Genomic DNA, 26,477 nt, shown 5'->3' with positions numbered 1-26,477 from the left:
AAATTCGGCCAAAAAAAGCCAATATTACGGGAAACCCCCAATAGATTCGTCCTCGAATCCGAGTAACGTCTTATCCACAGACAGATCACTCGAAGGGGGTTAACATGATTTTGGTAGTTGATGGGCTGAACAGACATCTGTTCACCGAGGTACTTGACGAAATGTTCGAACTGCGCGCCCGCGTCTTTGGCGGTCGGCTTGGATGGGATGTACAGATCGAAGATGGGAAAGAAATCGATCAGTTCGACCACCTGGATCCTGCATATGTAATCGGTCTCGACGATGAGGGGAACGTCGTAGCCGCAGTGCGTGCACTCCAGACCACCGGTCCACACATGCTTTCGGATGTCTTCTCGGATATCCTGTGCGGCGAAGCACCGATGCGCAGCGCGACCTTGTGGGAATCAACCCGCTTCTGCGTCGACACTCAGCGACTGACGCGTGGCAAAGAAAAGAACTCGGTCTCTTATGCGACTTGCGAGTTGATGATCGGATCTTTGGAATACTGCCGCAGCGCAGGTATTCAGGACATCATCACCGTGATCGACCCGGTAATGAACCGCGTCCTCAAACGATCGAATTGCGCACCTTACGACTATGTAGGCGAGACGGTTCCGATGGGCAAAGTGCCCGCGATGGCCGCCCTACTGGACTGCAGTGAAGAACGGATTTCGGGACTTCGTGAATTTGCAGACATCCAACATGATGTCTTCATCGAAGAAGAAACGGCGCTTGAGATGTTCGAGGCCAAGAAAGCCAAGACACTCAGCCCGGCAAATCGTGACCACAAGCCGCTTACGGATCTTGAGAAGTACTTTGTCGAACAGATGAGTGCGGCCAAGACCGAAGATGAAAGACAGGCAGTGCTGAAACTGATCGAAGCGCTGACGGACACCTTCACCCCAGAGCAGAAGATCGCTCTGTTACAAACCCCCCGTGCTTTTGCTCATGAGGCCTGACCCCCTCACCTCATAGTACAAAGCCACCCATGCGGAGCCGTCTAATTTCGAGACGGCTCCGCTTTTTTTGCCCCTGAAAAAAGGGAAGGTAGAGGATTATTCCTCTTCCAGTGCCTCAACGGCTTTCTGCAGATCGTCTTTGCTGACTTCTTTGTCTTCGACCTTTGCCAGCTCGACGATATAGTCGACAACCTTGTCTTCAAAAATCGGCGCGCGCAGTTGCTGTTGCATCTGAGCGTTCTGCTGCACGAATTCAAAGAACTGGCGTTCCTGACCCGGGTACTGACGCGCTTGGTTCATGATCGCCTGCGTCATCTCGGCATCGGTCACTTCGACCTCGGCTTTCTGGCCCAGTTCAGCCAGCAACAGGCCCAGGCGCACGCGGCGCTCGGCCAGCTTGTTGTGCTCGTCGGTCGGCTCGATCGGATCATGATCGTGACCTTCGACTTCCGGGTTCTCTTCGTGCCACAACTGATGTGCGATCTGCTTGGCTTCGGCTTCAACCAGCGACGGCGGCAGTTCGAACGACACTTTCTCGTCCAGCACGTCCAGCAGAGCACGCTTCATAACAGCACGCGATGCTCCTGCGTATTCGGCTTCCAGGCGTTCACCAATTTGTTCTTTCAGTGCAGCCAGATCGTCGGCGCCGAATTTCTTGGCCAGCTCATCGTCGACCTCGGCGGCAACCGGTTCCTTCACCTCTTTGATGGTGCAGGAGAATACGGCGTCTTTACCCGCCAGATGCTCGGCACCGTACTCTTCTGGGAAGGTGACGTTGACGTCTTTTTCTTCCTCGGCTTTCACACCAACCAGCTGCTCTTCAAAGCCGGGGATGAAGCTGTTCGAACCCAGAACCAGCGGGTAATCCTCGGCTGAACCACCTTCGAACTCTTCGCCGTCAACCTTGCCAACAAAGTCGAAAACGATCTGGTCGCCGTCCTTGGCTTTGGAACCCTTGCGGCGCGCTTTAAAGTTCTGCGCGGTCTCGGCCAGATTGTTCAGCGCTTCTTCAACGGCTGCGTCATCGGCTTTGACAACCAGCTTCTCCAGCTCGACCGATTTCAGGTCAACTTCGGGGATCGAGGGCAGTGCCTCATAAGACATCTCGACGTGGACGTCGTCGCCTTCTTTCCAGTCCTCATTGGTCATCTTGACCTCGGGCTGCAGAGCCGGACGATCACCGCTGTCTTCAAAGTGCTTGTTCATCGCACCATCGATGGTTTCCTGCATCGCTTCGCCCAGCAGGCGCTGGCCAAACTGCTTTTTCAGCAACGCCATAGGCACTTTGCCTTTGCGGAAACCCTTCATTTCAACTTCGGGCTGCGCTTCGGTCAGCTTTTCGTTGACCTTGTCGTCCAGCTCGGCCGCGGTCACAACGATGTTGTAGCCACGTTTCAGACCTTCGTTCAGCGTCTCGGTAACCTGCATTTTGGTAGTCCCCATAGGATTCGGGGCGCGCAAAACGGGCGCGCCGGGCAAATTTGACGCCTTCTATTTGCCCTGCCGCCTGCGTGCAAGAGGCAAAGGCCCTTTCGGCCCTGTTTTACCCCTCTCTCAGACGAAAAAACGCCCCGACACAGGCCGGGGCGTTCGAACATCAAAAGCCGCGAAATCAGAACTTCCAGCGGGCGCCCAGCACCCAGGCTTCGTTATTGTCAAACGAAGCGCCATCTTCGAAGTCGTGATTGCGGTATTTCAGGTAGGCATCGGTATTGATGCTGTCGATGCGCTGAACAACAGCAATGCCCCATGCATCTGTGCTGGAGCCGTCATTCACAAAGTCCGAACCTGAATAATAGTCGATCCCGATACCGGTTTTGCCCCAGGATACCCAATCATCTTCATAGGCAATCTTACCGTAAAAGTAATTCGGATCAGACGCCCCATCCGCATCATTGTCGCGCGTACCGGCAGCAACGGTAAAGCTGAGGCCACTTTGTAGCAGAACCGAGGCCGATCCGATGGTGTCTTTGCGATCGCCTGATCCATCGTCAGCCGACCGAACCGAGTACGCAACGGCCGCTGCAAACTCAACCCCACCACCGAAGGTATTGTTGTAGCGCACACCGATGTCGTAATAATCGTCGTCATCGCTGCTGGACAGAATGTTTTGACCATAAGCGATCCCTGCCTTGAAACCGCTGAACTCAGGCGTGTCATAGCGAACGCGGCCGCGGCGTGCACCGTCAAAGTTGCTGCTGGAATCACCAACGGTGATGTCGCTCAGCAAACCGTCAGTACCGCGATAGAAGAACCCTCCATTTTCGTCATTGGTAAAGGAATACAGCGCGGTTCCGACATAAGACAGGTCCACTTCGGCAGCGCCATCCGCAACCATGCTACCCTGACCCGCCGAAAATTTACCCCAGTCACCGGCAAGCGCGAAATCAACGTGGCGGATATCTTCACGGGTCCAGCCGCTGAAATCCGTGCCCAGCTGGTTCCACTCACTCGAGTTCGGAAGACCAAGGCCGGTTTCAAAGCGGAAGGTGAAATCGTTGTTGCCGAAGGGCTGAAGCAGTTCCAAACCAACGCGGCTGTTCGACAGGTCATTGTCCAGAACCCGCGTTTCGGTTTCCTCACCATCGTCGACCGAGATCAAGGCCGGGTGCAATTGACCATAGAGTAGGACATAGCCGCCCGTATTGTTTTCGTATTTCAGTTCGGCGGCGGCAGGGATTGCTGTCGTTGTGACAAGCGCCGCTGCGATCGAAGTCAGCTTAAATTTCACTGTCATGTCATTCACCATAGATGGGTCAGTTTCTTGATATTGCCGATATGTTCACGCGGTTCATCTGTTCCAACGTTCGCAAATGCGAATAGGTCAGGCATTGCATTTCTGCCACATGCGGCGGCAGGCACCCTCTGGAAAGAACTTTATTATCAATAAGTTGACCTAATTCGGTAGATGCCGCCAACCCGCTCGCAAGACAATTCTGGCCCTGAGCGTTGCAGCATGCAAACATCCGTTATGCGCCATACGGGACAGAACGGCGAAACATCGCCGCTTTGCCCGGCCATCGGCCAATATCTGCCTATATTCTTAGATATCTAATTGCCTGAATACGGCTGGCACCTGTTCCGGAAGGTCTTCGGCAATCAATCCCGGCCCAAACTGCCTTGCGCATTCCACGTGCAACCATGCGGCGGTTTCAGCCGCGAGCACCGGGCGAAAACCTCGCGCCATTAGACCCACAATAAAGCCCGCCAACACATCACCTGATCCGGCGGTCGCCAGCCATGGTGACGCTCGATCATCAACCCCGGCATTGACCAGGCATCGACCATCTGGCGCTGCAATCACTGTATCAGGTCCTTTGAACAGAACCACGCAACCCGCTCGTTCAGCGGCTTCGCGGGTAGCATCCACTTTGGAAAAAGCCGGCCCCTTGTTCGGGGCCGCCGAGAGCTTTTCTGCGATACCAGGAAACAGCCGCGCGAACTCTCCCCCATGCGGCGTCAATACGCATCTGTCATGGAGCATTCCTAACAACGTATCAGGCGAATCCGCAAAGGTGGTCAACGCATCCGCGTCCAAAACAACAGAACGCCCCGTCGCCAAGGCGATGGGAACCAGATTTCGCGCTCGCTCCAACCCCAAGCCCGGGCCAAGGCACAGCGCATTCAACCGCTCGTCGCGTAGTATGTCAGTGAAGTCTTCGCTCTCATCAACTCGCTTGAGCATGAGCGCCGTAATCTGGCTGGCGACCTCCATCAATGCAGCCGGTGGAACGCCGAGCGTCACCAAACCTGCCCCAACACGCAATGCACCCCGGGCTGCCAACCGCGCAGCGCCGGTCTTGCCGACCCCACCCGTTAGAACGAACGCGTGCCCATGGGAATATTTATGGGCATCCTGGCTTTTTCCGAGGTCCCCGCCCGAGGGACGGCTTACAGCCTGAGCGATGTCAGTACCGCCTGTATTGTCGCTCAGCCCGATGTCTTTCACGACCACCCGACCACACATTGCTGGCCCTTCAGCCAGAATATGCCCAAGTTTCCGCGCGTGGAATGAAACTGTCAGGGCTGATCGCGCACAGCGACGACCATGCGGGGGAAACGCACCGCCCAGCACCTTCCCGGAATCCGAACAAAGCCCGGATGGCAAATCGATTGCAACAGTGCGCGGCGGCACGATGTCGGTTCCCTTACTCTCGCCGCGTGCTTCCCATGCATCCTCAGCATCATCGTGGGCCCACAAGTGTTCCCACAATGCCGGATCCTCGATCGGACGCGCCAACCCGGTTCCAAACAGTGCATCTATGGACAAATCCGGGTGCCGGATTTTCAACTTGGCAAGGTCAGCAGCGCCCAGTGTCCATCCGTCCCATCGTTCGAAATTTGTCTTTGCGTCCGGTGGCAATTTGGCCGGATCACCGAAAAGAAACGCTTCGACCTCCCAACCTCGGTCTTTAAGCAACCGCGCGACAACAAATCCGTCCCCGCCATTGTTGCCTGGTCCACAAAGAACAACTGCCCGACCGTGGATATTCTGCAGCTCGGGCCATTCTTCGAACATAGCCTCAACCACACCCCGCCCGGCCCGCTCCATCAGCTCCAATCCCGTCACCTGACCAGACTCGATTGCAGCTTGTTCAATGGCGCGCATCTGTGCGGCGGTCAGGAAATCTGTCATCTCAATCCCCAAAGCGATTCAATTATGATTACATTTTGTGCAAATCGAACAAAATTTCATCTGCTGCACGATTTCACAGCACAACAAAGCGACCAAATCCGCAGCGCCATTGCCGCCCGATCTTAGACGTGATCATTGCCGTCGTGACAACCATGCAAGGTGAGCCGGAATGAAAAAGATCGAAGCGATCATCAAGCCGTTCAAACTGGACGAAGTGAAAGAAGCGCTGCAGGACGTCGGCGTTCAAGGCCTCAGCGTGATCGAGGTGAAAGGCTTTGGCCGTCAGAAAGGTCACACCGAACTGTATCGTGGCGCAGAATATGTTGTCGACTTTCTACCAAAGGTGAAGGTCGATGTCGTTCTGGACGACGATCAGGTTGACGCCGCGATCGAAGCCATCGTCGGCGCTGCAAAAACCGACAAGATCGGAGACGGCAAGATTTTTGTCTCGCCTGTCGAACAAGCCATTCGCATCCGCACCGGTGAGACCGGTTCGGACGCTCTGTAACAGACCCATCTTCAATTCAGAGGAAACAAGAGTATGAGCAAGGACGCAGTTCTTCAGCTGATCCGGGACGAAGACGCAGAATACGTCGACATCCGTTTCACCGACCCGCGCGGTAAACTTCAGCACGTGACGATCATGTCTGACCAGGTTGACGAGGACTTCCTGGAAGAAGGCTTTATGTTTGACGGCTCGTCGATCGCGGGTTGGAAGTCGATCGAAGCATCTGACATGAAACTGATGCCCGACACCGACAGTGCCTATGTCGATCCGTTTTATGCGGAAAAAACCATCTGCCTGCATTGCTCGGTCGTAGAACCCGACACCGGCGAAGCCTACGAGCGCGACCCGCGTGGCACCGCTCAGAAAGCCGAAGCGTACCTGAAGGCTTCCGGTATCGGTGATGCGGCTTATATGGGTCCTGAAGCCGAGTTCTTCCTGTTTGACGACGTTCGTTTCTCGAACAGTATCAACAAGGTATCCTACGAAGTTGATGCAACAGACGCATCGTGGAACACCGACACCGAATACGAGATGGGCAACATGGGCCATCGCCCGGGCGTCAAGGGCGGCTACTTCCCTGTTAACCCGGTTGACGAAGCCCAAGACCTGCGTTCGGAAATGCTGTCGACCATGAAGCGTCTGGGCATGAAGGTTGACAAGCACCACCACGAGGTTGCTTCGTGCCAGCACGAGCTGGGCTTGATCTTCGACAGCCTGACCAAGCAGGCCGACGAGCTTCAGAAATACAAGTACGTGATCCACAACGTTGCACATGCCTATGGCAAATCGGCGACCTTCATGCCGAAGCCAATCGCAGGTGACAACGGTACCGGCATGCACGTGAACATGTCGATCTGGAAAGACGGCAAGCCGCTGTTCGCGGGCGACAAATACGCCGACCTGTCTGATGAGGCGCTGTACTTCATCGGCGGCATCCTTAAACACGCCAAAACGCTGAATGCCTTCACCAACCCGGCAACCAACAGCTACAAGCGTCTGATCCCAGGGTTCGAAGCCCCCGTCTTGCGCGCCTATTCGGCCCGCAACCGTTCAGGCTGCGTGCGTATTCCGTGGACCGAAAGCCCGAAAGCCAAGCGCGTCGAAGCTCGCTTCCCCGATCCGGCCGCTAACCCCTATCTGGCGTTTGCAGCCCTGCTGATGGCCGGTCTGGACGGCATCAAGAACAAGATCGATCCGGGCGAAGCTATGGACAAGAACCTGTATGATCTGCCTGCCGAAGAGCTGGCCGACATCCCGACGGTCTGCGGCAGCCTGCGTGAAGCTTTGGAAGCACTGGCGTCAGATCACGACTTCCTGCTGCAGGGCGACGTGTTCACCAAAGACCAGATCGATGGCTACATCGCGCTGAAGATGGAAGAGGTCGAAACCTACGAGCACACACCGCACCCTGTAGAATACGGCATGTACTACAGCTGCTGATCTAGAATTTTCGACGAAAATTCTTACGGGGGCGCCCATCGGGCGCCCTTTTTCATTGGCCTGCACCAGATTTGACGGATCGCGGCTGATCTTTCAAACTTGGCACACAGTTTCCAGCGGAGAAATCGCATGGCCGCACGCGGTGCACCCTTTTCTGAGTACTCAAATCTGGTGAAAACAGATGAAGAGCTAGAGCAAATTTCCGGTCGGCCGTTGCCGCAGATCATTGCCAAGGAACTGTCATCGCTTGATCAGATGTGCCGTGATTTCATCGACGCCTCGTCCTTTTGTCTGATCGCCTCGGCAAATCCCGATGGACACCTTGATATCTCGCCCCGTGGCGATCCCGAGGGTTTTGTACATGTGCTTTCCCCGAAAATGATCGCGATCCCGGATCGGCCGGGAAACAAGCGCGTGGATACGTTTCACAACGTCCTGAGAGACCCACGCGTCAGTGTTATTTTCTTTGTTCCGGGAAAGATGGAAACTCTGCGCTTGCGAGGGGCCGCAAGGATATCTGCGGATCCGGATTTGCTTTCAGAAATGGAAATGAGTGGTCGCGCCCCGAAGCTGGCCCTGTTGATCCATGTCGACACTGTTTTTGCACACTGTCCCAAGTGCATCATTCGATCAAACCTCTGGCAACCGGATGAGTGGCCGGACTCATCTCACCTGCCCAATATGAACGCCATGATGGTCAAACACGCGAAGATCGACAAAACTCCGGATGAGTGGTTCGAATGCCTGAAAGACTCAGGCGAGCTTGACTTGTATTAAACCACTTTTCGGTGTGTCGGTCTCGGCATAGGCTGATCGCGTCACTTCCAGCTAACGGATTTTTCTATGCTTCGCCTCTGCTCCTACGTCGCCCTCGCTTTGCTCTTGCCCTCAATGGCGCTGTCTGCCCCTTGCGGGAATACAAGCAGTGGGTTCGAAGCATGGAAATCAGACTTTGCCAAAACCGCCAAAAGGGCCGGAGTGAAAAAGAAGGGTCTTCAGGCGCTTGCGCAATCTCAGTATGCGACCCGAACAATCGCGGCAGATCGCAATCAAAAGAGTTTCAAATACTCGCTGGACAAGTTCATGCAGGTCCGCGGTGCCAACACAATCGTTGCACAAGGGCGCAAACGCAAAGCGCGCAACCCTGAGTTCTATGCCGCACTGGAGCGCCAATATGGCGTGCCTGCGGGTGTTCTGATCGCCATTCATGGCATGGAAACGGGCTTTGGAAATTTCATGGGAGACAGCCAGGTTGTTTCCGCAATCACAACATTAGCCTACGATTGTCGCCGATCCGAGTTCTTCATACCACACGCCATTGGAGCGCTGAAATTGGTCGACCAAGGCACCCTTACGATGGCGACAAAAGGGGCAAAACATGGCGAGCTGGGTCACACCCAGTTTCTACCCGGCAATGCTTTGACCTACGGAGTGGACGCAACTGGGGACGGTCGCGTTGACTTCTACAACATGACTGACTCGCTGGCCTCGACCGCAAATTTCTTACGCAAGAAAGGGTGGAAGCCCGGTCGCGGCTATCAAAAGGGCGAGCCTAATTTTGCGGTGATTCAGCAGTGGAACGCGGCCTCGGTCTATCAGCAATCCATCGCCATTATGGCCGCCCGAATCGACAACTAAACTGGAAACTCACCTGAGGTCAGCATATCTGATTTCAGCCACATTCCCGCCACACAAACTTTAGAAAACCCTGATTTCCTCAGTTTCCAAAGCGTAATCAATCTTAGGATTTTCCGACTTTTTTTCAGTTTCGCCAAAATTTGCTCTATTTCGCTTGGTATTTTGTTGTGAAGATTATTACGGCAAAGGAACATGCTGTGACTGCGAAGCATACGTACCACGGTGGCCTTCAGTTCGATGGTTCTGCAGATGGCGCGCTTGAGCGTCTTTGCGAGGTCGTTTCGACCACGCTGGGGGACTATGGCCATCTGGTCGAGCGCAAAACGCTTCTCAGCGCGTCTGAGGCCAGCATCGTTTGCAGCCAATACCTTGTTCGCCTGACATTGGATTCGAAACCCGCCGAAGCTGAGCGCAGTCATCATGAGCGGATGGATCGAACCGCTGGCCTGAAAACCAAGACCCGCCCTGCCGTTACACCGCCGGGTAATCGGTTGACCATCACCATCTGCCCGGTTTCAAAGTTACTCGACGACAGCGAGATTTCCGAACTGATGTTGGTGGTGATCCTGTATCGGATGGTCGACATCTGCACAACCAGACGCGTCGAATGGCTGTCACCCAAGACCGTTCTGACAATTGAACAATTCATGAGCGCATTTGATTCAATTGCGCCACGCAACAGCCGGAATCGTAAGCAAATATTCGAAACGGTCAGCGGCCCGTTTGCCGGGCTCGATCTGCCCGATCCTGATGCGGACAATATCCAAACTGAACAGGCAAGACCACGTCCGATTCAGCTGAGCGATGATCAGTTGCTTAGCATTGCTTTCCGGACCGAAGCCGAGCCTGCCAGACCTGCTGTTAGCGCCACCCAAGCAGATGAAGACGAAGAACGCCCAAGCGACATTCTACGCCTGACCAGCTGGGGTATGACCGGCGCTGTGGCCAGTATCTCTGCCCCAATCGCCGTGTCATTGGCAGCGGTAAATTTGATCCGGGGCGAAGATTTTCGGCTTAATACACAAGTGCTTGCGTTCACCACGGCGATCTTCGGCCTAAACGCCACGAACGCCTTTGCCGGGGTCGCGAACGTCCTCGGCATGTAACCAAACGACCCAAGACCCTCCTTGGAGGCCCCGCCGTCAGGCGGGGTTTTCCATTTTCAGGACCTGTTCGGCGGCCAGCACATAGGTATGGATGGAGAATACCACAGCTTTGGTTTCAGGCAGGCGCAACAATGTTTGACGTTCACTGCGCAAATACCGCGCCGAGGTTTTGTTCTGAGGCTCGCGCCGCTGATTGATGCTTCGTGGTTGGAACAATTCCGCATCATGGTACCAAAGCGCGTTGAACCTCCACAACGGTCGCGCAGGTTGAATGCCATCGAACAGACGCTGCACGCGCCGGGCGATGTTGGCGTCATACGCATCGACGGGCGCATGAATGGCAGTCAGCGGGCGCATGAATTTCTCGGACAGCATCCAGCTTGCCGGGAAACACAATATCGCGCCAGTAAGAACATGCTCGTCGCCTTGCTGTTGCAGAATGCAGAAATCTTCCTGCACCAGTTGGCAGAGCGTTTCCAGCGGTTGATCCCGATCAATCGCAATCAGCAATCCGTCCGGACGAGAAACCGCATCGGTCGCGTCCGGATAGACTTGCTGAAGAACAAGATCCAGCAACTCTTGCGCGGGTTTCAACACCTCGGAACTCTGCGCCAAAACATCCGATTTCCGCTGAGCCAGAAGTTCTGATCGACGTTTCATCTGGGCTGCAAAGGCGTCGTCACGATGCAGCCAGTTCCCATGGTCGGCCGGCTTTATGCCGGGCAGCGGGTTCGGGGCGAGGGGATCATACGGGATGGCTTGCTGTAAAATCACGGTCATGTCCGAGGCATAACACCCTGCTCAGGCCGTGTCGGTCAAAAAGCGACCCAAAGTCAGTCGCAAACCTTGAAGACGCAATGGCTGAGGCTTTGCAGATAATACCGGTATGAAGAAAGGCTCACCCATGAACACACCCTATCGTGACACCCGCAAGATCGACCCGACCAAGGGCGCCACGCTTGGCGATGGCACCCCGAACGATAATGACAGAATCGAAATCGGGCCGACACAACTTGCGTTCAACGAATGGGAAATTGCAGGATTGAGCCTGCCAAATCTTGAGCGGATGAGGGAATATCGCTGGACTCGGCTGACCCAAGCCATCGTGCAGCGCGGTTGGGGAGGTATCCTGCTGTTTGACCCCCTGAACATTCGCTACGCGACTGACAGCACAAACATGCAGCTTTGGAACACCCATAATCCGTTCCGGGCCGTTTTGGTTTGCGCCGATGGATATATGGTCATCTGGGATTACAAAAACTCACCGTTCCTGTCGGAATTCAACCCACTGGTACGCGAGCAGCGCTCAGGCGCGGATCTGTTCTATTTCGACCGGGGCGACAAGGTCGATGTGGCCGCTGATGTGTTGTCGAACGAAGTGCGCGCGTTAATCTCAGAACATGGCGGCGGCAATATGCGGCTTGGTGTCGACAAGATCATGCTGCACGGCCTGCGCGCGCTTGAGGCGCAGGGATTTGAGGTGATGGACGGTGAAGAACTCACCGAGAAAACTCGTGCCATAAAGGGCCCGGACGAAATCCTTGCGATGCGATGCGCCAGCCACGCCTGCGAGACCGCAGTGGCCGAAATGGAACGCTTTGCACGTGCCAATGTAGGTGACGGGAACACATCCGAGGATGATATCTGGGCAGTGCTACATGCCGAAAATATTCGTCGCGGCGGTGAATGGATCGAAACTCGACTGTTGGCCTCGGGTCAACGCACCAATCCTTGGTTCCAGGAATGCGGCCCGCGCATTACCCGACAAAACGAGATTATTGCTTTTGATACCGACCTGATCGGTTCCTACGGCATTTGCGTCGACATCTCGCGCACTTGGTGGATCGGAGATCAAAAACCGCGCCATGATATGATCTATGCCATGCAGCATGCGCACGAGCATATCATGACCAATATGGAGATGCTGAAACCTGGCGTCATGATCCCTGAGCTATCCGCAAACACACACAGGCTGGACGACAAGTTCCAAGCGCAAAAATACGGCTGCCTCATGCATGGGGTCGGGTTGTGTGATGAATGGCCCCTGGTGGCCTATCCCGACCAAGCGGTTGAAGGTGCATATGATTACCCGCTTGAACCCGGAATGGTGCTGTGCGTCGAAGCAGCTGTTGGCGAGGTCGGTGGCGATTTCTCGATCAAGCTGGAAGATCAGGTTCTGATCACAGAAGACGGCTACGAAAACCTGACAAAATATCCGTTCGACGCACAGTTGATGGGTATCGACTGAGCATTATTTCGACCAACGAGACCTCCTGACATTTCCGTGCCAGTCCTCTTGCGCGGTGATTGTGTGCGTGTCGAAGGGCAAATTGGCCAAAGGCCAGCTTTGCCCTAGCGCAAACCCAATTGCGCCGGTTAGCAGGATTGCGAGCAGAACTCCGGGTCGGATCGCTGTGCTTGGGGGTGCAAATGTTGAATGTGCCATTTTGACCTCTGCTTTGGTTGATTAGGATGTCTGCAAGTTGGGGATGGTCGAGCAATAAGTAAAATGAATGTTTGATCGGATTATCATCACTAATCGTGAAGATATATGGCTAGTTTGGCCAAACATTCAGCGCATCGACCAACTGGGGCGCGCTGCCCCGCGACCTCACCTTCCCGTTACGCTGCTGACACATAGGTTGAGCCAACTGCCTGCAGCACACAGTATTGTTCAAACCCAGAGTACCAAGGATTCATCATGCCCACCGAACGCGTTACATTTGCCGGTCACGACGGCAGCCAATTGGCCGCGCGCCTTGACCTCCCCGACGGGCCGGTTCTGGCGACCGCTATGTTTGCGCACTGCTTTACCTGTTCCAAAGACATTCCCGCCGCGCGGCGCATCTCGGCGCGGTTGGCAGCGATGGGCATCGCGGTCCTTAGGTTTGATTTCACCGGTCTGGGTCATTCGGGCGGTGAGTTCGCAAACACGACTTTCACATCGAATGTAGAAGATCTGATCGCTGCTTCGCATTACCTCGCCAGTCGTAACATGGCCCCGGCCCTGCTGATCGGTCACTCACTTGGCGGCGCTGCAGTTCTGCGCGCGCGGGCCGGAATCCCTTCGGTCAAGGCGGTCGTTACGCTTGGTGCACCTGCTGATCCAGGCCATGTGTCCCACCATTTCGAATCCGCCCTGCCTGAGATACAATCCCAAGGCAGCGCCGAGGTGTCACTGGGCGGTCGCCCGTTCCGGATCGGCAAGGCATTTGTCGACGATATATCCGAGACCGCGCTGACCCCAGCAATTGCTGATCTAAAAGCGGCCCTACTTATCCTGCATGCACCGCGCGACGAAACTGTCAGCATCGACAACGCAAGCACCATCTTTTTGGCTGCGAAACACCCCAAAAGCTTTGTCACGCTCGACGATGCGGACCATCTGATCACACGCGCCGCAGATGCGGATTACGCGGCGGATGTCATTGCGGCTTGGGTGTCGCGCTATGTCAAACTATGTCCCCCAGCCCCGCCACCCGGAGCTCCGGAGGGCGTTGTTCGTGTGACTGAGGCTGACCCGGCAGGTTTCCTGCAAGACATCCAGTCCGGCCCGCGCCACCATGCGGTCGCGGACGAGCCTGCTTCGTACGGTGGCACGGATCGGGGCATGTCCCCGTATGGGTTCGTATCTTCGGGGCTGGGCGCGTGTACGTCGATGACCATTCGCATGTATGCACGGCGCAAGAAATGGCCGCTGACGGGGATCATGGTCGATGTCTGCCACGACAAAGTGCACGCTCAGGACGCCGGATTGGCCAGCGATGGCAAGGTAGATCAGTTCCGCCGCAAGATACGGCTGCAAGGCGCCCTGGATGCGGACCAACGGGCCAAACTGCTGGAGATTGCAGATAAATGCCCCGTCCATCGAACCCTTGAGGGTTCGGCCCATATCACGACCGAGTTGCTCGACTAAATAACGTGTGCACCAAATTGGGAATTTGATTGGGGGCAATTGCCCCCTTTCCTATCGGCGCGGTGAAGGCCGGTGAATCGGAGGCCTTGCTGCCGGCGGCCGCGCGACCGGAGGATGCGGACGCGACGGCGGTTTGGCGATTGGTGGCTTCGGTCGCGGCGGCGGATTGGGACGAACCGGTCGATCCGGACGATCCGGCCTGTCAGGGCGGTTGATCTCCACATCTACATTCACATCGCGGTCGTAGTAGTAGTCGTTCCACAGCATCGAGTCGTAAAACGGATCATAGCCGACGCCATATCCCACTCCGACAGACACGCCATCGCAGGCGGATAGAGTAAACGTTGCAGCGCCAAATCCCAGCGCCAGAATAGACCGTTTGATCACTTTGCGGGTCATTCCGAGCCTCCTTACTTCAAAGACCGGAACGACGCAAAAACGGCGTTCAATGCATCAACATAAGTCGGGTCGGCCCCGTCCCGCAGGATCGCGACACCAATGGCAACGCGGTCACGCGGCAGGTCGATAACAGTAGCGGTGAAATTCACACCCCGCCCATCCCGATTTCCAGTGCCGCGCACCACACGCGCTGGCAGACCGCCAATTCTTGTGTCGCTGGTGCTGGTCACGGTCGGGTCTTTGACCAGAAATTTGTCGATATCCTCGAGATAGCGCAGCCCGCCCTGGATGCTGGAAACACGCGACGGGGATACAAAGCCCATCCAGACATTGTCGTCGGTCACTGGCCTGATCCCCATCACGCGCGATACGGCGCGGGCATCGCCCAGATTGGTATCCTCAATTTCGCGCGGGCCACCGGTTCGCAGAGTCCAGAAGTCAGGAACCTCAAATCGAAACAGGGCTCGTCCATTGTCGGTATATGTGACGGGCGTGTCGGCCTGCGCAGGTGCTGTGACCAGCCCAGAGGCGGCACTGGCGACAAGCGCCAAACTTAACAAAATACGCATATCTCAATAACCTGATCAGTTTCTGGTATCAGGTTGCCCATGCAGATCGGCTTTGTCCAGCATCCTATTCTGCACGCAATAAAAAACCCGCGCCCGGACGGCTCCGAACGCGGGTGTGATTTTGGTATGTACGCGGAATTAAGTGCGCGCGTCGCCCAGAAGCTTCCACAGGCCTGGGATCAGCAGCGCGGCCAGCGCCAGTTTGATTGCATCACCCAGCAGGAACGGTGTCAGGCCCCATTCGAGGATCGGCTTGTCCCAGCCATAAAGTTGACCCAGCCACAGCAGGCCCGGTACGTAGATCAGGACGTTGGCCAGTACCAGCGCCAGCGCCAGCTTGCCAACCGAACGGTCCCAGCCGCGCGCGGCCAGTGCCCCCAGCAGTACGGTCGCCATCAAATAACCGACCAGATACCCGCCAGTTCCACCCATCATGTAGGTCAGGCCGAATTTTTCAGCCGAAGACCCCGCAAACACGTCAAAGCCAAGTGCGCCGACCAGCAGGTATCCCAGCATCGTGATCAGGCCAAGGCGCGCGCCATAGGCAGTGCCGATGGTCAGCACGGCGAATGTGCCCATAGTGATTGGAACCGGCCACATCGGCACTTTGATTTTGGCTGCAACAGCCAGAGCAACGATACCCAGGGCAACCAGAGCCGCCTGCTTGACGCGCAGCGCCGTCCCCTCACGCGGGCCAAAAGCGTTGGCCAGTACGTTTGCGTTCATCTCATTTCTCCACATTCGGACTTATTTGCACCTGCAGCAATGCCCGTTCCGGGCCGTTGCTGCAAGATGATTACGCTATCGCAACGCGTATTTGGTCTCCATTTCATAGGATTTTCGCGGTCCTGATACGGTCCAGCGGACTGTCCAGCGCGGCCATCCCGAGAAATCATAGTGTGCATCATAGCTGTCCGGCGGGCAATCGTGATGATCCTCGGCGCAGGTTTGGCCAAGCTTGAGGGTGTGAAAGTACCGATTGTCGTCAAAGTGAATGGCGATCTGATCCCCAGCATCACGCCAAAGATACCGGCGCGTTCCCGTCATTGCAGGCTGCCCCGGAATGCGCAGCGTGACCGTCTCATCATAGATCAGACCTTGGGTGTCGTGACGCAGAACCGCTTCGCCATCGGCGTCGATGATCTGCCCTGCCCGTTCATCTCGGATCAGTCGCGATAGGCGCCAAACACCTTGAAAGTCTGAGATATTCCTAGGCGCACTCACTCGGCATAGATTCCGTCGGTTGTATTACCCGCATCATCCACAAATCGAATTGTTTCGCCACTTTGCTCGATATCGTAGCAGGCCCAATAGTCCGATGGCGGCCAGACTGAGCAATACCGATCCCCACGTACAGCCCATCGTCCTGAACTTGGGCGGCCCGAAAAGTACTGCGTCAGCATGTTTTCATCGAAGGTCTGGGTGACCCCCTCGCCGTAATCGAGTTTCTTGCCCGAAAGCGTCTTCAGAATCTCATCGCCCGCCAGCTTCTGAAACCCTTCAGCCGCCACAATCCCGGGCAAAAGCAATAAAATCAGGGCAAACCGTCTCATCCCGCCACTCGCGCCTTGTTCCTTGGTGAATGCGCGGCTAAACCCCGCGCCAACGCCTCATCCCAATCACAAAAAGGTGCTGCCGCCAATGATTCCCCGCTATTCCCGCCCCGACATGGTTGCCATTTGGTCGCCCGAGACCAAATTCCGCATCTGGTACGAGATCGAGGCCCATGCCTGCGATGCCATGGCCGATCTGGGCGTGATCCCGCGTGAAAACGCCGAGGCGGTGTGGAAAGCCAAGGACGTGGAATTCGATGTTGCCCGCATCGACGAGATTGAGGCCGTCACCAAACACGACGTCATCGCCTTCCTGACCCATCTGGCCGAACATGTCGGCAGCGAAGAGGCGCGGTTTGTGCATCAGGGCATGACCTCTTCGGATGTATTGGACACTTGTTTCAATGTGCAGCTGACTCGCGCTGCCGACCTGCTAATTGCAGACCTCGAAGGTCTGTTGGTCGCCCTGAAGCGGCGCGCGATCGAGCACAAAGACACCGTTCGCATCGGTCGCAGCCACGGTATCCACGCCGAGCCGACCACTATGGGCCTGACCTTCGCGCGTTTTTATGCCGAGATGGATCGCAACCTGTCGCGCATGCGGGATGCGCGTGCTGAGATCGCCACTGGCGCGATCAGCGGCGCTGTCGGGACCTTCGCCAATATCGATCCGGCAGTCGAAGAGCATGTCTGCGACCAACTGGGTCTGGTGCCCGAACCGATCAGCACACAGGTCATCCCGCGCGACCGCCACGCAGCTTTCTTTGCCACACTGGGCGTCATCGCCAGCAGCATCGAAAACATCGCCATCGAAATCCGCCACATGCAGCGGACCGAGGTGCTGGAGGGGGCCGAGTTCTTCTCGATGGGTCAGAAAGGCTCGTCTGCGATGCCGCACAAGAAGAACCCGGTGCTGACCGAGAACCTGACCGGTCTTGCCCGTATGGTCCGTGCAGCGGTCATTCCAGCAATGGAGAACGTGGCGCTGTGGCACGAGCGCGACATCTCACACTCCTCAGTCGAGCGCATGATCGGGCCGGACGCGACCATCACGCTGGATTTTGCGCTGGCTCGCCTGACCGGCGTGATCGACAAGATGCTGATCTTCCCGGAAAACATGATGGAAAACATGAACAAGTTCCCGGGCTTGGTTATGAGCCAGCGGGTGCTGCTGGCGCTGACCCAAGCCGGTGTCAGCCGCGAGGATGCCTATGCCATGGTGCAGCGCAACGCGTTGAAGGTTTGGGAACACCGCACTGATTTCAAAGAAGAACTGTTGGCCGACGCCGATGTCACCGCCGCGCTGAGCCCGCAAGAGATCGAAGAGAAGTTCGACCTCGGCTATCACACCAAACATGTGGATACGATTTTCGCGCGCGTCTTCGGTGAATAATTCAGGTTCCGAGCATTTTCTGGCATGGCCCGGCTGCAATCCGCAGACCGGGCTATGTTCTTTTGCCAGCCAAGCAAAAATACGGTAAGCTCAGCGTGTATTTTCCAAGAAAGGGAAACACGATGCTAAGAACTGCTCTCTGCACGATCACTCTTGTTTTTGTGGCCTCGGCTAGCATGGCCTGTAACGGGCACACCAAGCAAACTCAGTCCTGCGCGGAAGGCACGGTTTGGGACAGTGAAAGCCACAGCTGCCAGAAAATCGTCAATAGCTGACACTTTTCTTTCCTGCTTGTGAATAAAAGCGAACCGTCAATTGTTAGCTTTTCTGAAGATCACGCTATGATTTTGACAAGTCACTTTGACAACGGAGTAGGAAAATGCGTCTCGTTCTAGCCTCGGCCATTGCACTTCAGGCCTTTACGTTTGCCCCCATGGCCATTGCTGCGGGTGGCGGCGATAGCAACCCGCCCAAGCCGACCAATACCACCAAGAAATGTCTTTTCGGTCGCGTCTATGACGAGGCAGCTGGCCGTTGCGTCAAACCGAACAAATCCAATTTCACCGAAGATCAGCTGTATGATGCGGTGCGCGAACTGGCTTACGACGGGCAGTTCGAAAACGCTCAGGGTATTCTGCGCATCATGGATCAGGAAGATGACCGGGTGCAGACCTATTGGGGCTTCACCTATCGCAAGATGGGTGAACTTGAGTTGGCGAATGCCTTCTACCAGCAAGCCATCGAGACCAACCCCGACAACTTCCTGGCCCGCAGCTATATGGGTCAGGGCTTTGTCGCCGAGGGGAAAACCGATCTTGCCATCGCCCAGTGGCGCGAGATCAAGGCACGCGGCGGTGAAGGCACATGGGCCGAAGCCTCGCTGCGCGATGCGATCCGCACCGGACTGACATATAGCTACTGAGTTTCAGGGTTTCTTTACCCGACTCTCTCTAATCTGCCTGCAACGCAAATTTAGCAATGCAGGCAGATGCAGGATACGAATCTCGTGGTACAGATGACGCCGGATGCCCAAGCCCCGGCGTCTGATCAGGAAACCGACACCCCGCGCGTCGTGCCGCGCGCTCTCAGCAATCGGGAAAAAGCCGCTGTTGTGGTCCGGCTGCTCCTGAACGAAGGTGCAGATATCCCGCTTGAGGAATTGCCTGATCTGCTGCAAGAGCAGCTGACGCATCAACTCGGCCAGATGGGATTGGTCGATCGTGTGACGCTTGCCTCAGTTGCACAAGAATTCGCCGATGCGCTGGATGGGGTGGGCCTGTCATTCCCCCACGGGCTGGCCGGGGCGCTGGACGCCGTGAATGGCAAGATTGCACCGGCCACTGCAGCCCGGCTGCGCAAGGTTGCAGGTGTGCGCCAGATCGGCGACCCGTGGCAGCGCCTGCGCGAAGTGCCTGCCGAAGATCTGGCCGAAATGGCCAAAGCGGAAAGCACCGAGGTCGCCGCCGTTATGCTGTCAAAACTCGAAACTGCTAAGGCTGCCCAATTGCTGGGCCACCTGCCTGGCCCCACTGCGCGTCGGATCACGTATGCGATTTCAAAAACCTCCAATGTGACGCCCGAGGCGGTAGAGCGGATCGGCTGGTCGCTCGCCGCGCAGTTGGACCAACGCCCTGAACCCGCTTTCTGGGACGGTCCCGGGGAACGGGTGGGCGCGATCCTAAACCAGTCTGCCGCGGCGATGCGCGACGGGCTTCTGACCGCACTGGATGAGGAAGATGTTGACTTTGCCAAGACCGTCCGGCAATCGATTTTTATCTTCTCGCATATCCCCACGCGCATCCAGCCCCGCGATATCCCTGCGATTCTGCGCGGCGTGGAACAACCTGTTCTTGTCACGGCGCTTGCCGGGGCCAGCACCGATGAGGATCTTGCAACAGCCGAGTTTTTCTTGGCGAATATGTCCTCTCGCATGGCAGACAACCTGCGCGAAGAAATGGCTGAGCGTGGCAAGGTCAAACAAACCGATTCCGAGGATGCAATGTCTCAGATCGTTGCCGCCATTCGCGCTCTGCTAGACGAAGGGGCGATTACGCTCGCTGAAACAGAGGATGCGGAAGAGTAATCTGGCCCAGCGCGGACACTTGTGATCGCAGGATCGGGCCTGTATGTCTTGTCGCGAAATTCACATTACCCGGTGAGCCCTTCCCAATGCCCGTCGAGAAGTCGGAACTGAGCCGATTTGAGCTTGGAAAATACTACGTCGCCAATCTATTCCTGACCGGCGTGATCGGCGGCATGCGATTGCTGCCATACGAGCGTCGCATTGCAGCGATGGGCGCGATTGTGCGCTGGCTGGCCCCTGTTGTCGGTTTTCGGACCCGCGTGCGCCGCAATCTGAAGCTCACCTGCCCTGACCTGCCGGAGGCCGAAGTCAAACGCATCTGTCGTGCCGTGCCGGACAATGCCGGACGTGCCATCATGGAGCATTTTTCAGCGGATGGCTTTATCGAACGGCAAAGCAAGGCCAAGGTCTCGGGTTCTGGCGTCGAGGCGTTTGACAAAGCGGTTGCGGACGGGCGTCCGGTGATGATGATCACCGCCCATTTCGGGCATTATCTGGCCGCGCGGGTCGCGTTGCAGGCGCGCAGCGGTCAGCCTATTGGTTGCCTCTACCGCCGCATGGCGAACCCCTATTTCAACGACATGTATGTCGAAGCGTTCCACCAGACCGGATCGCCCATGTTCGAGCAGGGTCGCCGAGGCATGGTTGAGATGGTTCGCTCGCTCAAGAAAGGTGGCATTATTGCCATCGTCTCTGATCTGCATGCGCATGGCGGAGAGGAACTGACCTTTTTCGGCAAACCCGCTGTAACTTCAGTGCTGAACGCGGAACTCGCGATCAAATACAATGCGGTACTGATCCCTTGCTACGCGGTGCGCCAGCCGAACGGGATCGATTTTGAGATCGTTCTGCACGATCCGGTCCCGCACACCGACGCCAAAACCATGACTCAGTTCACCAATGATGACCTTGAGGCGATGGTGCGGCAGCACATGGGGCAGTGGTTCTGGATTCACCGCCGCTGGAAGGCTTGGAGAGGTCTGGGCGTTCAACCCAAGGATATGCCCTGATCACTCAACCCGCGTGGCGGCGACGATCGGCCCGTAACCGGCACGCTGAATCAGAACAACCGTGGGCAATTCCGATGATAGCGACGCGGTGAATACCTGCGGCGCGACCCCGTCCCACTGACCTGCGATTTGCCAGTTTTCAACCACATTGACGTAATCCAGATCGTGGCCAGCCAGTTCTCCACGCCGGATCGAGGCATGGCGCATAGGTGAATATTGCACGACCCGGATCTCGTATGTTTCGCCTTCGGGCAGCTCGACCGGCGTGACATCAACTGTCACTTCGTTGCCAACGCGTTTGGCACTGACTTCGGCCTCGGGCGCGGCCGTTAAATGCGCGTCGATCAAGCGGCTTAACTCTCCCGCTTTGGCACCAACGACATCCTGCTGCCCGTTGATGACCATCTGCGGCGTATAAATCATCGTCCGCCCCCCTTCGCGCGCATAAGCGCGTTGCCGCGCCGTATGATCCGGGTGGGCATATTCGTCTTTCCAGCCGATGTAGTCCCAATAATCCACATGCAGGGCTAGCCCGATCACATCATCCCGCTTGGCCAGATCATGCATGATCCGATCCGCCGGAGGGCACGATGAACAGCCTTGAGACGTGAATAGTTCGACCACCACGGGGTCGCCATCGGCCATCGCAGGGGCCGAAAGAGTAAGGGAAACAAGTGCTGTCAGTGCCGCAGATCTGAGCATATTTTCATCTCGTTTGGTAAGACGTTTCAACTGATCTAAACCGTTAACAGTTCAACCTCCAATCAATGTTTCTTGAAAGCCATCAGGTCAGCGGGTGGATAAAATGTATGCAATGGCATACATTTTATACTTATCTCGCCTGCAAGCCCTTGAACCAATGGCAAACGTGGTACAGATACCCCATAGCGAATCCCATTTTCTACGTCATTTGAGAGGGAGGCCACCCGATGCCCATCAAAGTCGGACAGGATACCGCCAAGACACGCCGCAGCCTGAGCGTAAATGGCAAATCCATTTCCTATTACTCGATCCCCGCCGCGCAAGACGCCGGTTTGGGTGATTTCTCAAACCTGCCCGCCGCGCTGAAAGTGGTGCTGGAAAACATGTTGCGGTTTGAGGATGACGGGTTCTCGGTCTCCGTCGAGGACATCAAAGCCTTTGCTGAATGGGGTGACAACGGTGGTAAAAACCCGCGCGAGATCGCCTATCGCCCCGCCCGCGTTCTGATGCAGGATTTCACCGGCGTTCCGGCAGTTGTGGATCTTGCTGCGATGCGCGATGGTATCAAAAGCCTGGGCGGCGACGCGCAAAAGATCAACCCGCTGAACCCCGTCGATCTGGTCATCGATCATTCGGTCATGATTGATGAGTTCGGCAACCCACGCGCCTTTCAGATGAATGTGGACCGCGAATATGAGCGCAACATGGAACGCTATCAGTTCCTGAAATGGGGCCAGAACGCGTTCAACAACTTCCGCGTCGTTCCCCCCGGCACTGGTATCTGCCATCAGGTTAACCTTGAATATCTGGCCCAGACCGTTTGGACCGACACGGATCAAAACGGCGAAGAAGTCGCATATCCCGATACGCTGGTTGGGACCGACAGCCACACCACCATGGTTAATGGCATGGCGGTTCTGGGCTGGGGCGTTGGCGGGATCGAGGCCGAGGCCGCGATGCTGGGCCAGCCGATCTCGATGCTGATCCCCGAGGTTGTGGGCTTTGAACTTACCGGTTCGATGGTCGAAGGCACAACGGGCACCGACCTTGTTTTGAAGGTTGTCGAGATGCTGCGCGAGAAAGGTGTGGTCGGTAAATTCGTCGAGTTTTACGGCGAAGGTCTGGATCGCCTGCCGTTGGCCGACAGGGCCACCATCGCCAACATGGCTCCTGAATACGGCGCGACCTGTGGCTTCTTCCCGATCGACGGCGAGACCCTGCGCTATATGCGCAATACCGGGCGAGACGAAGATCGTATCGCTTTGGTCGAGGCATACGCGAAGGAAAACGGCTTCTGGCGCGATGCCGACTACGCGCCGATCTATACCGACACCCTGACGCTGGATATGGGCACCATTGTACCCGCCATCTCGGGCCCGAAACGGCCGCAGGATTATGTCGCACTGACCGACGCCAAAGCCGCGTTCACCAAAGAAATGGCTGAGACTTTCAAGCGCCCAATGGGCAAACAAGTTGAGGTCAAAGGTGAAAACTACGGCATGGAATCGGGCAAGGTTGTGATTGCCTCGATCACATCCTGCACCAATACATCGAACCCTTACGTGATGATCGGCGCGGGCCTCGTTGCACGCAAAGCGGCCGCACTGGGTTTGGATCGTAAACCGTGGGTAAAGACGTCACTGGCACCCGGTTCGCAGGTCGTATCCGCCTACCTAGAGGCCGCGGGACTGCAGGACGACTTGGACAAGATAGGCTTTAACCTCGTCGGTTACGGCTGCACCACCTGTATCGGCAACTCGGGTCCGATCCAAAGGGAAATCAGCGAAGCGATTGCCGAGGGCGATCTGGTCGCCACGTCGGTTCTGTCAGGCAACCGCAACTTCGAAGGCCGTATCTCGCCTGACGTTCGCGCCAACTATCTGGCCTCGCCTCCACTGGTTGTGGTCTACGCGCTGGCCGGTACGCTGGACATCGATTTGACTTCGGAGCCGATTGGTCAAGACAAGGACGGCAACGATGTCTATATGAAAGACATCTGGCCGACCCAAAGCGAAATTGCCGAACTGGTTGAGGCCACCGTGACCCGCGAGGCGTTCCAGTCGAAATATGCTGATGTCTTCAAAGGCGACGAGAAATGGCAAGAGGTTGAGGTTCCGCAACAGGAAACCTATGACTGGCCGCCAACGTCGACTTATATTCAGAACCCTCCCTATTTCCAGGGCATGGGGCCTGAGCCTGGCTCGATCTCAAACATCGATGGTGCGAAGGTTTTGCTGATCCTCGGGGACATGATCACCACTGACCACATCTCGCCGGCCGGCTCATTTGCGACGACTACGCCAGCGGGTAAATATCTGACCGACCGTCAGGTTCAGCCGCGCGAGTTCAACTCGTACGGTTCACGCCGCGGCAACCATGAGGTCATGATGCGTGGTACCTTCGCCAATATCCGCGTCAAGAATGAGATGCTGGACGGTGTTGAAGGTGGCTACACCAAAGGCCCCGATGGTGAACAGACCTCGGTCTACGAAGCGTCGATGGCATATCAAGAACAAGGCACCCCGCTTGTCGTCTTTGGTGGCGAGCAGTATGGCGCGGGCTCTTCGCGTGATTGGGCCGCCAAGGGGACCGCACTGTTGGGTGTGAAGGCCGTAATCGCCGAAAGTTTTGAGCGTATTCACCGTTCAAACCTTGTCGGAATGGGTGTCATTCCGTTTGAGTTCACTGGTGGTGATACCCGCAAAACACTGGGCCTGAAGGGTGATGAGACCGTCTCGATCCTTGGGTTGGACTCGGTTGAACCCCTTCAAGAGGTGCCCTGCACTATCGTCTATGGGGACGGAACCGAAAAGACGATCACATTGAAGTGCCGCATCGATACCGCGCCCGAGATCGAGTACATCGAAAACGGCGGCGTGCTGCAATATGTACTGCGGAACCTTGCGAAGGCGTCCTAAAGCCGCAACAACATACCTGATCCGAACCCCCGGCCCTGCGTCGGGGGTTTTTGTTTTCTGGCCATTCATTCAAAAGTCTGAAACTGTTAGCCAAAGCCATTCACGGACATCAACCGCCATGCAAAAACCCAACGCCCTGCTGGTTTGCTCGCTCTGCGTCATCGCGGTGATCGGAATTTGGGGGGTCGTCGATATCGAAAGCTTGGTGACTTGGGCCAACGGCATCGTGCAACAAACGTTCCACAGTCGCGGCTGGTTCGTGATGCTCGCCGCCTCAGGCATGTTGATCGGGTGTCTGTTTCTGGCCTTTTCTCCATATGGCAACATTCGCCTGGGTCGAGATGACGAAGAACCGGAATTCTCAACCGCAACTTGGATTTCGATGCTGTTCTCTGCCGGAATGGGCGTTGGGCTGTTGTTCTGGGCGGTTGCCGAGCCTTTGACCCATTTCAACTTCATATCCGGCATGGCACCGGATTTCATCGCCGCTCAGCAGGCTATGCTAGCGACGAATTTCCACTGGGGTCTGCACGCTTGGGCAATTTACGGCTCGACCGCGCTGACGATCGCCTATTTCAGCTTTCGGCGTGGGACGGGGATGATGGTCAGTGCTCCGATCATAAGCCTGTTCCCCGGCGAGCGTTGGGCCGAGCGAGTCGGATGGCTGTCGGATTTTATGGCCATCGTCGCAATCGCCATTGGCGTCGGCGGTTCAATGGCGATGGGCGTATTTCAGGTCGCGGACGGGATTGCAGTTCTGGGTGGCCGGGAAACGGTAGGTGCGTTGTTAATCGGCATTGTCTTCCTAGCCATGGTCGCGGCCTATATCCCTGCCCTCCTGATCGATCTGGGCCAAGGCATGGCGCGCTTGTCCAACGCTGCCATGCTTATCGCGATCTGCCTAGTTTCTTACACTGTGGTCCTTGGACCGACGGAATATCTGTTGAACACTGTGGTTCAGGGATTTGGCGATTACATCACCAATGTCATCCCGCGCGGCTTTCAAACCTTCACTTTCTTCGGCGATGACGTCGCCAGATGGTTCAGCGACTGGACCCTGACCTACATGGTCTGGTGGATCGCCTGGGGGCCGTTTGTGGGCGTGTTCGTCGCGCGTATTTCGCGCGGGCGTACGATCCGGGAATTCGTGATCGGAGTTCTCTTTGCACCCACGCTGTTTTCGATCCTCTGGTTCGGCGCGTTCGGCGGTATCGGTTTATTCGAGGCACTCAACGGAGCCGGAGAATTACTGGCCTATACTCAGACCAACATCGAACGAGTGACCTTCGCCCTGCTCGATCGTCTGCCCTTTTCCCTGATCACCACCCTCGCGACCGTTGCGGCGGCGTTTTTATTCATCGTGACCAGTGTGGTAAGCGCAGCCTTTGTTCTGGGCACGTTTTCGACTGAAGGCGATGAAAACCCGCCCCCGCGTGTGCGTTTGATCTGGGGCGCATTACTGGGTCTGTTAAGCGTTGCGATGATCTTGTCCGGGTCGGTGGATTCGGTGAAGATCCTAATCTCCCTTGGGGCGTTGCCCTTTGTGTTCATCTCAGTTCTGCTGATGGTCTGCCTGTTCCGAGGGTTGCGGGAGGAGGGTCAAGACCATGCTGATCGGTGATCTGACAGACACCCTGATGAACCTGA

The 26,477-nt window shown here is 56.4% G+C and carries 25 protein-coding genes; 14 read left to right on the top strand and 11 right to left on the bottom strand.

The genetic code is table 11. The features are described from left to right. The first annotated feature begins 104 nt into the window (after positions 1 to 104). The gene (locus ACR0NN_RS13585; RefSeq protein WP_170724037.1) at positions 105 to 959 is read left to right on the top strand and encodes an acyl-homoserine-lactone synthase; all 855 of its coding nucleotides are present in this window, start codon (positions 105 to 107) and stop codon (positions 957 to 959) included. A gap of 96 nt (positions 960 to 1,055) precedes the next feature. Here the strand turns inward: ACR0NN_RS13585 and tig are convergent, their stop codons facing one another. The 3 genes from tig to ACR0NN_RS13570 all read right to left on the bottom strand — a co-directional run bounded on the left by tig (position 1,056) and on the right by ACR0NN_RS13570 (position 5,595). Beyond that, positions 1,056 to 2,387, bottom strand: a complete 1,332-nt coding sequence (gene tig, locus ACR0NN_RS13580) for a trigger factor (protein ID WP_170724252.1) — start codon at positions 2,385 to 2,387, stop codon at positions 1,056 to 1,058. 184 nt (positions 2,388 to 2,571) lie between these two features. Next, on the bottom strand, positions 2,572 to 3,696 hold the full coding sequence (locus ACR0NN_RS13575; protein WP_170724036.1) for a porin: 1,125 nt from the start codon (positions 3,694 to 3,696) through the stop codon (positions 2,572 to 2,574). Between the two features lie 306 nt (positions 3,697 to 4,002). Beyond that, a complete protein-coding gene (locus ACR0NN_RS13570; protein WP_480684874.1) occupies positions 4,003 to 5,595 on the bottom strand; it encodes an NAD(P)H-hydrate dehydratase in 1,593 nt (530 codons plus the stop codon). Between the two features lie 169 nt (positions 5,596 to 5,764). Here ACR0NN_RS13570 and ACR0NN_RS13565 point away from each other — a divergent pair, with 169 nt between their 5' ends. From ACR0NN_RS13565 to ACR0NN_RS13545, 5 genes are all read left to right on the top strand, one after another. After that, the gene (locus ACR0NN_RS13565; RefSeq protein WP_170686181.1) at positions 5,765 to 6,103 is read left to right on the top strand and encodes a P-II family nitrogen regulator; all 339 of its coding nucleotides are present in this window, start codon (positions 5,765 to 5,767) and stop codon (positions 6,101 to 6,103) included. A 33-nt stretch (positions 6,104 to 6,136) separates the two neighbouring features. Next, positions 6,137 to 7,543 (top strand): type I glutamate--ammonia ligase, encoded by a 1,407-nt coding sequence (glnA, locus tag ACR0NN_RS13560; protein WP_170686182.1) that lies wholly within the window; start codon positions 6,137 to 6,139, stop codon positions 7,541 to 7,543. Between the two features lie 129 nt (positions 7,544 to 7,672). Further along, positions 7,673 to 8,320, top strand: a complete 648-nt coding sequence (locus ACR0NN_RS13555; RefSeq protein WP_170724034.1) for an MSMEG_1061 family FMN-dependent PPOX-type flavoprotein — start codon at positions 7,673 to 7,675, stop codon at positions 8,318 to 8,320. A 66-nt stretch (positions 8,321 to 8,386) separates the two neighbouring features. Beyond that, positions 8,387 to 9,181: a lytic murein transglycosylase gene (locus ACR0NN_RS13550; protein WP_170686184.1), complete on the top strand. Its 795-nt coding sequence runs from the start codon at positions 8,387 to 8,389 to the stop codon at positions 9,179 to 9,181. Between the two features lie 197 nt (positions 9,182 to 9,378). Further along, a complete protein-coding gene (locus tag ACR0NN_RS13545; protein ID WP_480684871.1) occupies positions 9,379 to 10,287 on the top strand; it encodes a hypothetical protein in 909 nt (302 codons plus the stop codon). Positions 10,288 to 10,323: 36 nt separating this feature from the next. Here the strand turns inward: ACR0NN_RS13545 and ACR0NN_RS13540 are convergent, their stop codons facing one another. Beyond that, complete coding sequence (locus tag ACR0NN_RS13540) at positions 10,324 to 11,067, bottom strand: heme-dependent oxidative N-demethylase family protein (RefSeq protein ID WP_170724032.1); 744 nt, start codon at positions 11,065 to 11,067, stop codon at positions 10,324 to 10,326. 124 nt (positions 11,068 to 11,191) lie between these two features. Here ACR0NN_RS13540 and dddP point away from each other — a divergent pair, with 124 nt between their 5' ends. Then, entirely contained in the window at positions 11,192 to 12,535 is a 1,344-nt protein-coding gene (dddP, locus tag ACR0NN_RS13535) for a dimethylsulfonioproprionate lyase DddP (protein WP_170724031.1), read from the top strand. Between the two features lie 3 nt (positions 12,536 to 12,538). On the opposite strand, the gene ACR0NN_RS13530 is transcribed toward dddP, so the two are convergent. Next, on the bottom strand, positions 12,539 to 12,733 hold the full coding sequence (locus tag ACR0NN_RS13530; protein WP_170724030.1) for a hypothetical protein: 195 nt from the start codon (positions 12,731 to 12,733) through the stop codon (positions 12,539 to 12,541). 255 nt (positions 12,734 to 12,988) lie between these two features. Between ACR0NN_RS13530 and ACR0NN_RS13525 the strand changes: the two genes are divergently transcribed. Then, positions 12,989 to 14,203 (top strand): bifunctional alpha/beta hydrolase/OsmC family protein, encoded by a 1,215-nt coding sequence (locus ACR0NN_RS13525; RefSeq protein WP_170724029.1) that lies wholly within the window; start codon positions 12,989 to 12,991, stop codon positions 14,201 to 14,203. 51 nt (positions 14,204 to 14,254) lie between these two features. Here ACR0NN_RS13525 and ACR0NN_RS13520 read toward each other — a convergent pair whose 3' ends face one another. The 5 genes from ACR0NN_RS13520 to ACR0NN_RS13500 all read right to left on the bottom strand — a co-directional run bounded on the left by ACR0NN_RS13520 (position 14,255) and on the right by ACR0NN_RS13500 (position 16,724). Then, on the bottom strand, positions 14,255 to 14,602 hold the full coding sequence (locus tag ACR0NN_RS13520) for a hypothetical protein (RefSeq protein WP_170724028.1): 348 nt from the start codon (positions 14,600 to 14,602) through the stop codon (positions 14,255 to 14,257). 11 nt (positions 14,603 to 14,613) lie between these two features. Further along, positions 14,614 to 15,171 carry a hypothetical protein gene (locus tag ACR0NN_RS13515; RefSeq protein WP_170724027.1) on the bottom strand — a complete coding sequence of 186 codons (558 nt, stop codon included), beginning with the start codon at positions 15,169 to 15,171 and terminating at the stop codon, positions 14,614 to 14,616. A 138-nt stretch (positions 15,172 to 15,309) separates the two neighbouring features. Beyond that, complete coding sequence (locus ACR0NN_RS13510; protein WP_170686192.1) at positions 15,310 to 15,897, bottom strand: biotin transporter BioY; 588 nt, start codon at positions 15,895 to 15,897, stop codon at positions 15,310 to 15,312. A gap of 75 nt (positions 15,898 to 15,972) precedes the next feature. Further along, complete coding sequence (locus ACR0NN_RS13505; RefSeq protein WP_170724026.1) at positions 15,973 to 16,395, bottom strand: DUF6314 family protein; 423 nt, start codon at positions 16,393 to 16,395, stop codon at positions 15,973 to 15,975. Then, a complete protein-coding gene (locus ACR0NN_RS13500; RefSeq protein ID WP_170724025.1) occupies positions 16,392 to 16,724 on the bottom strand; it encodes a hypothetical protein in 333 nt (110 codons plus the stop codon). The genes ACR0NN_RS13505 and ACR0NN_RS13500 overlap by 4 nt, the downstream gene beginning before the upstream one ends. A gap of 88 nt (positions 16,725 to 16,812) precedes the next feature. Here ACR0NN_RS13500 and purB point away from each other — a divergent pair, with 88 nt between their 5' ends. From purB to ACR0NN_RS13480, 4 genes are all read left to right on the top strand, one after another. After that, positions 16,813 to 18,117, top strand: coding sequence for an adenylosuccinate lyase (gene purB / locus ACR0NN_RS13495; protein WP_170724024.1), 1,305 nt, complete (start codon positions 16,813 to 16,815; stop codon positions 18,115 to 18,117). Between the two features lie 379 nt (positions 18,118 to 18,496). Then, a complete protein-coding gene (locus ACR0NN_RS13490; RefSeq protein ID WP_480684868.1) occupies positions 18,497 to 19,039 on the top strand; it encodes a tetratricopeptide repeat protein in 543 nt (180 codons plus the stop codon). Between the two features lie 93 nt (positions 19,040 to 19,132). After that, complete coding sequence (locus tag ACR0NN_RS13485) at positions 19,133 to 20,200, top strand: FliG C-terminal domain-containing protein (protein ID WP_170724250.1); 1,068 nt, start codon at positions 19,133 to 19,135, stop codon at positions 20,198 to 20,200. 86 nt (positions 20,201 to 20,286) lie between these two features. Further along, the gene (locus ACR0NN_RS13480) at positions 20,287 to 21,210 is read left to right on the top strand and encodes a lysophospholipid acyltransferase family protein (RefSeq protein ID WP_170724022.1); all 924 of its coding nucleotides are present in this window, start codon (positions 20,287 to 20,289) and stop codon (positions 21,208 to 21,210) included. On the opposite strand, the gene ACR0NN_RS13475 is transcribed toward ACR0NN_RS13480, so the two are convergent. Further along, on the bottom strand, positions 21,211 to 21,912 hold the full coding sequence (locus ACR0NN_RS13475) for a DUF1223 domain-containing protein (protein WP_480684866.1): 702 nt from the start codon (positions 21,910 to 21,912) through the stop codon (positions 21,211 to 21,213). It lies immediately after the preceding gene. Positions 21,913 to 22,139: 227 nt separating this feature from the next. Between ACR0NN_RS13475 and acnA the strand changes: the two genes are divergently transcribed. Beyond that, entirely contained in the window at positions 22,140 to 24,830 is a 2,691-nt protein-coding gene (gene acnA / locus ACR0NN_RS13470) for an aconitate hydratase AcnA (protein ID WP_170724020.1), read from the top strand. Between the two features lie 118 nt (positions 24,831 to 24,948). Further along, positions 24,949 to 26,451 carry a BCCT family transporter gene (locus tag ACR0NN_RS13465; protein WP_170724019.1) on the top strand — a complete coding sequence of 501 codons (1,503 nt, stop codon included), beginning with the start codon at positions 24,949 to 24,951 and terminating at the stop codon, positions 26,449 to 26,451. The last annotated feature ends 26 nt before the right edge of the window (positions 26,452 to 26,477 follow it).

The sequence above is a fragment of the Ruegeria sp. BA2 genome, assembly GCF_056539605.1.
This window is presented reverse-complemented; position numbering and strand designations above follow the sequence as displayed.

What these genes read in the sequence shown, in the direction of transcription:
- ACR0NN_RS13530 (WP_170724030.1), bottom strand. Translation starts at nt 12,733, where the DNA reads ATGGCACATTCAACATTTGCACCCCCAAGCACAGCGATCCGACCCGGA.
- ACR0NN_RS13500 (WP_170724025.1), bottom strand. Translation starts at nt 16,724, where the DNA reads ATGAGACGGTTTGCCCTGATTTTATTGCTTTTGCCCGGGATTGTGGCG.
- ACR0NN_RS13565 (WP_170686181.1), top strand. Translation starts at nt 5,765, where the DNA reads ATGAAAAAGATCGAAGCGATCATCAAGCCGTTCAAACTGGACGAAGTG.
- ACR0NN_RS13465 (WP_170724019.1), top strand. Translation starts at nt 24,949, where the DNA reads ATGCAAAAACCCAACGCCCTGCTGGTTTGCTCGCTCTGCGTCATCGCG.
- ACR0NN_RS13485 (WP_170724250.1), top strand. Translation starts at nt 19,133, where the DNA reads ATGACGCCGGATGCCCAAGCCCCGGCGTCTGATCAGGAAACCGACACC.
- ACR0NN_RS13555 (WP_170724034.1), top strand. Translation starts at nt 7,673, where the DNA reads ATGGCCGCACGCGGTGCACCCTTTTCTGAGTACTCAAATCTGGTGAAA.
- dddP (WP_170724031.1), top strand. Translation starts at nt 11,192, where the DNA reads ATGAACACACCCTATCGTGACACCCGCAAGATCGACCCGACCAAGGGC.
- ACR0NN_RS13585 (WP_170724037.1), top strand. Translation starts at nt 105, where the DNA reads ATGATTTTGGTAGTTGATGGGCTGAACAGACATCTGTTCACCGAGGTA.
- ACR0NN_RS13540 (WP_170724032.1), bottom strand. Translation starts at nt 11,067, where the DNA reads ATGACCGTGATTTTACAGCAAGCCATCCCGTATGATCCCCTCGCCCCG.
- ACR0NN_RS13520 (WP_170724028.1), bottom strand. Translation starts at nt 14,602, where the DNA reads ATGACCCGCAAAGTGATCAAACGGTCTATTCTGGCGCTGGGATTTGGC.
- glnA (WP_170686182.1), top strand. Translation starts at nt 6,137, where the DNA reads ATGAGCAAGGACGCAGTTCTTCAGCTGATCCGGGACGAAGACGCAGAA.
- ACR0NN_RS13510 (WP_170686192.1), bottom strand. Translation starts at nt 15,897, where the DNA reads ATGAACGCAAACGTACTGGCCAACGCTTTTGGCCCGCGTGAGGGGACG.
- ACR0NN_RS13490 (WP_480684868.1), top strand. Translation starts at nt 18,497, where the DNA reads ATGCGTCTCGTTCTAGCCTCGGCCATTGCACTTCAGGCCTTTACGTTT.
- acnA (WP_170724020.1), top strand. Translation starts at nt 22,140, where the DNA reads ATGCCCATCAAAGTCGGACAGGATACCGCCAAGACACGCCGCAGCCTG.
- ACR0NN_RS13550 (WP_170686184.1), top strand. Translation starts at nt 8,387, where the DNA reads ATGCTTCGCCTCTGCTCCTACGTCGCCCTCGCTTTGCTCTTGCCCTCA.
- ACR0NN_RS13480 (WP_170724022.1), top strand. Translation starts at nt 20,287, where the DNA reads ATGCCCGTCGAGAAGTCGGAACTGAGCCGATTTGAGCTTGGAAAATAC.
- tig (WP_170724252.1), bottom strand. Translation starts at nt 2,387, where the DNA reads ATGCAGGTTACCGAGACGCTGAACGAAGGTCTGAAACGTGGCTACAAC.
- purB (WP_170724024.1), top strand. Translation starts at nt 16,813, where the DNA reads ATGATTCCCCGCTATTCCCGCCCCGACATGGTTGCCATTTGGTCGCCC.
- ACR0NN_RS13570 (WP_480684874.1), bottom strand. Translation starts at nt 5,595, where the DNA reads ATGACAGATTTCCTGACCGCCGCACAGATGCGCGCCATTGAACAAGCT.
- ACR0NN_RS13515 (WP_170724027.1), bottom strand. Translation starts at nt 15,171, where the DNA reads ATGCGTATTTTGTTAAGTTTGGCGCTTGTCGCCAGTGCCGCCTCTGGG.
- ACR0NN_RS13575 (WP_170724036.1), bottom strand. Translation starts at nt 3,696, where the DNA reads ATGACAGTGAAATTTAAGCTGACTTCGATCGCAGCGGCGCTTGTCACA.
- ACR0NN_RS13475 (WP_480684866.1), bottom strand. Translation starts at nt 21,912, where the DNA reads ATGCTCAGATCTGCGGCACTGACAGCACTTGTTTCCCTTACTCTTTCG.
- ACR0NN_RS13525 (WP_170724029.1), top strand. Translation starts at nt 12,989, where the DNA reads ATGCCCACCGAACGCGTTACATTTGCCGGTCACGACGGCAGCCAATTG.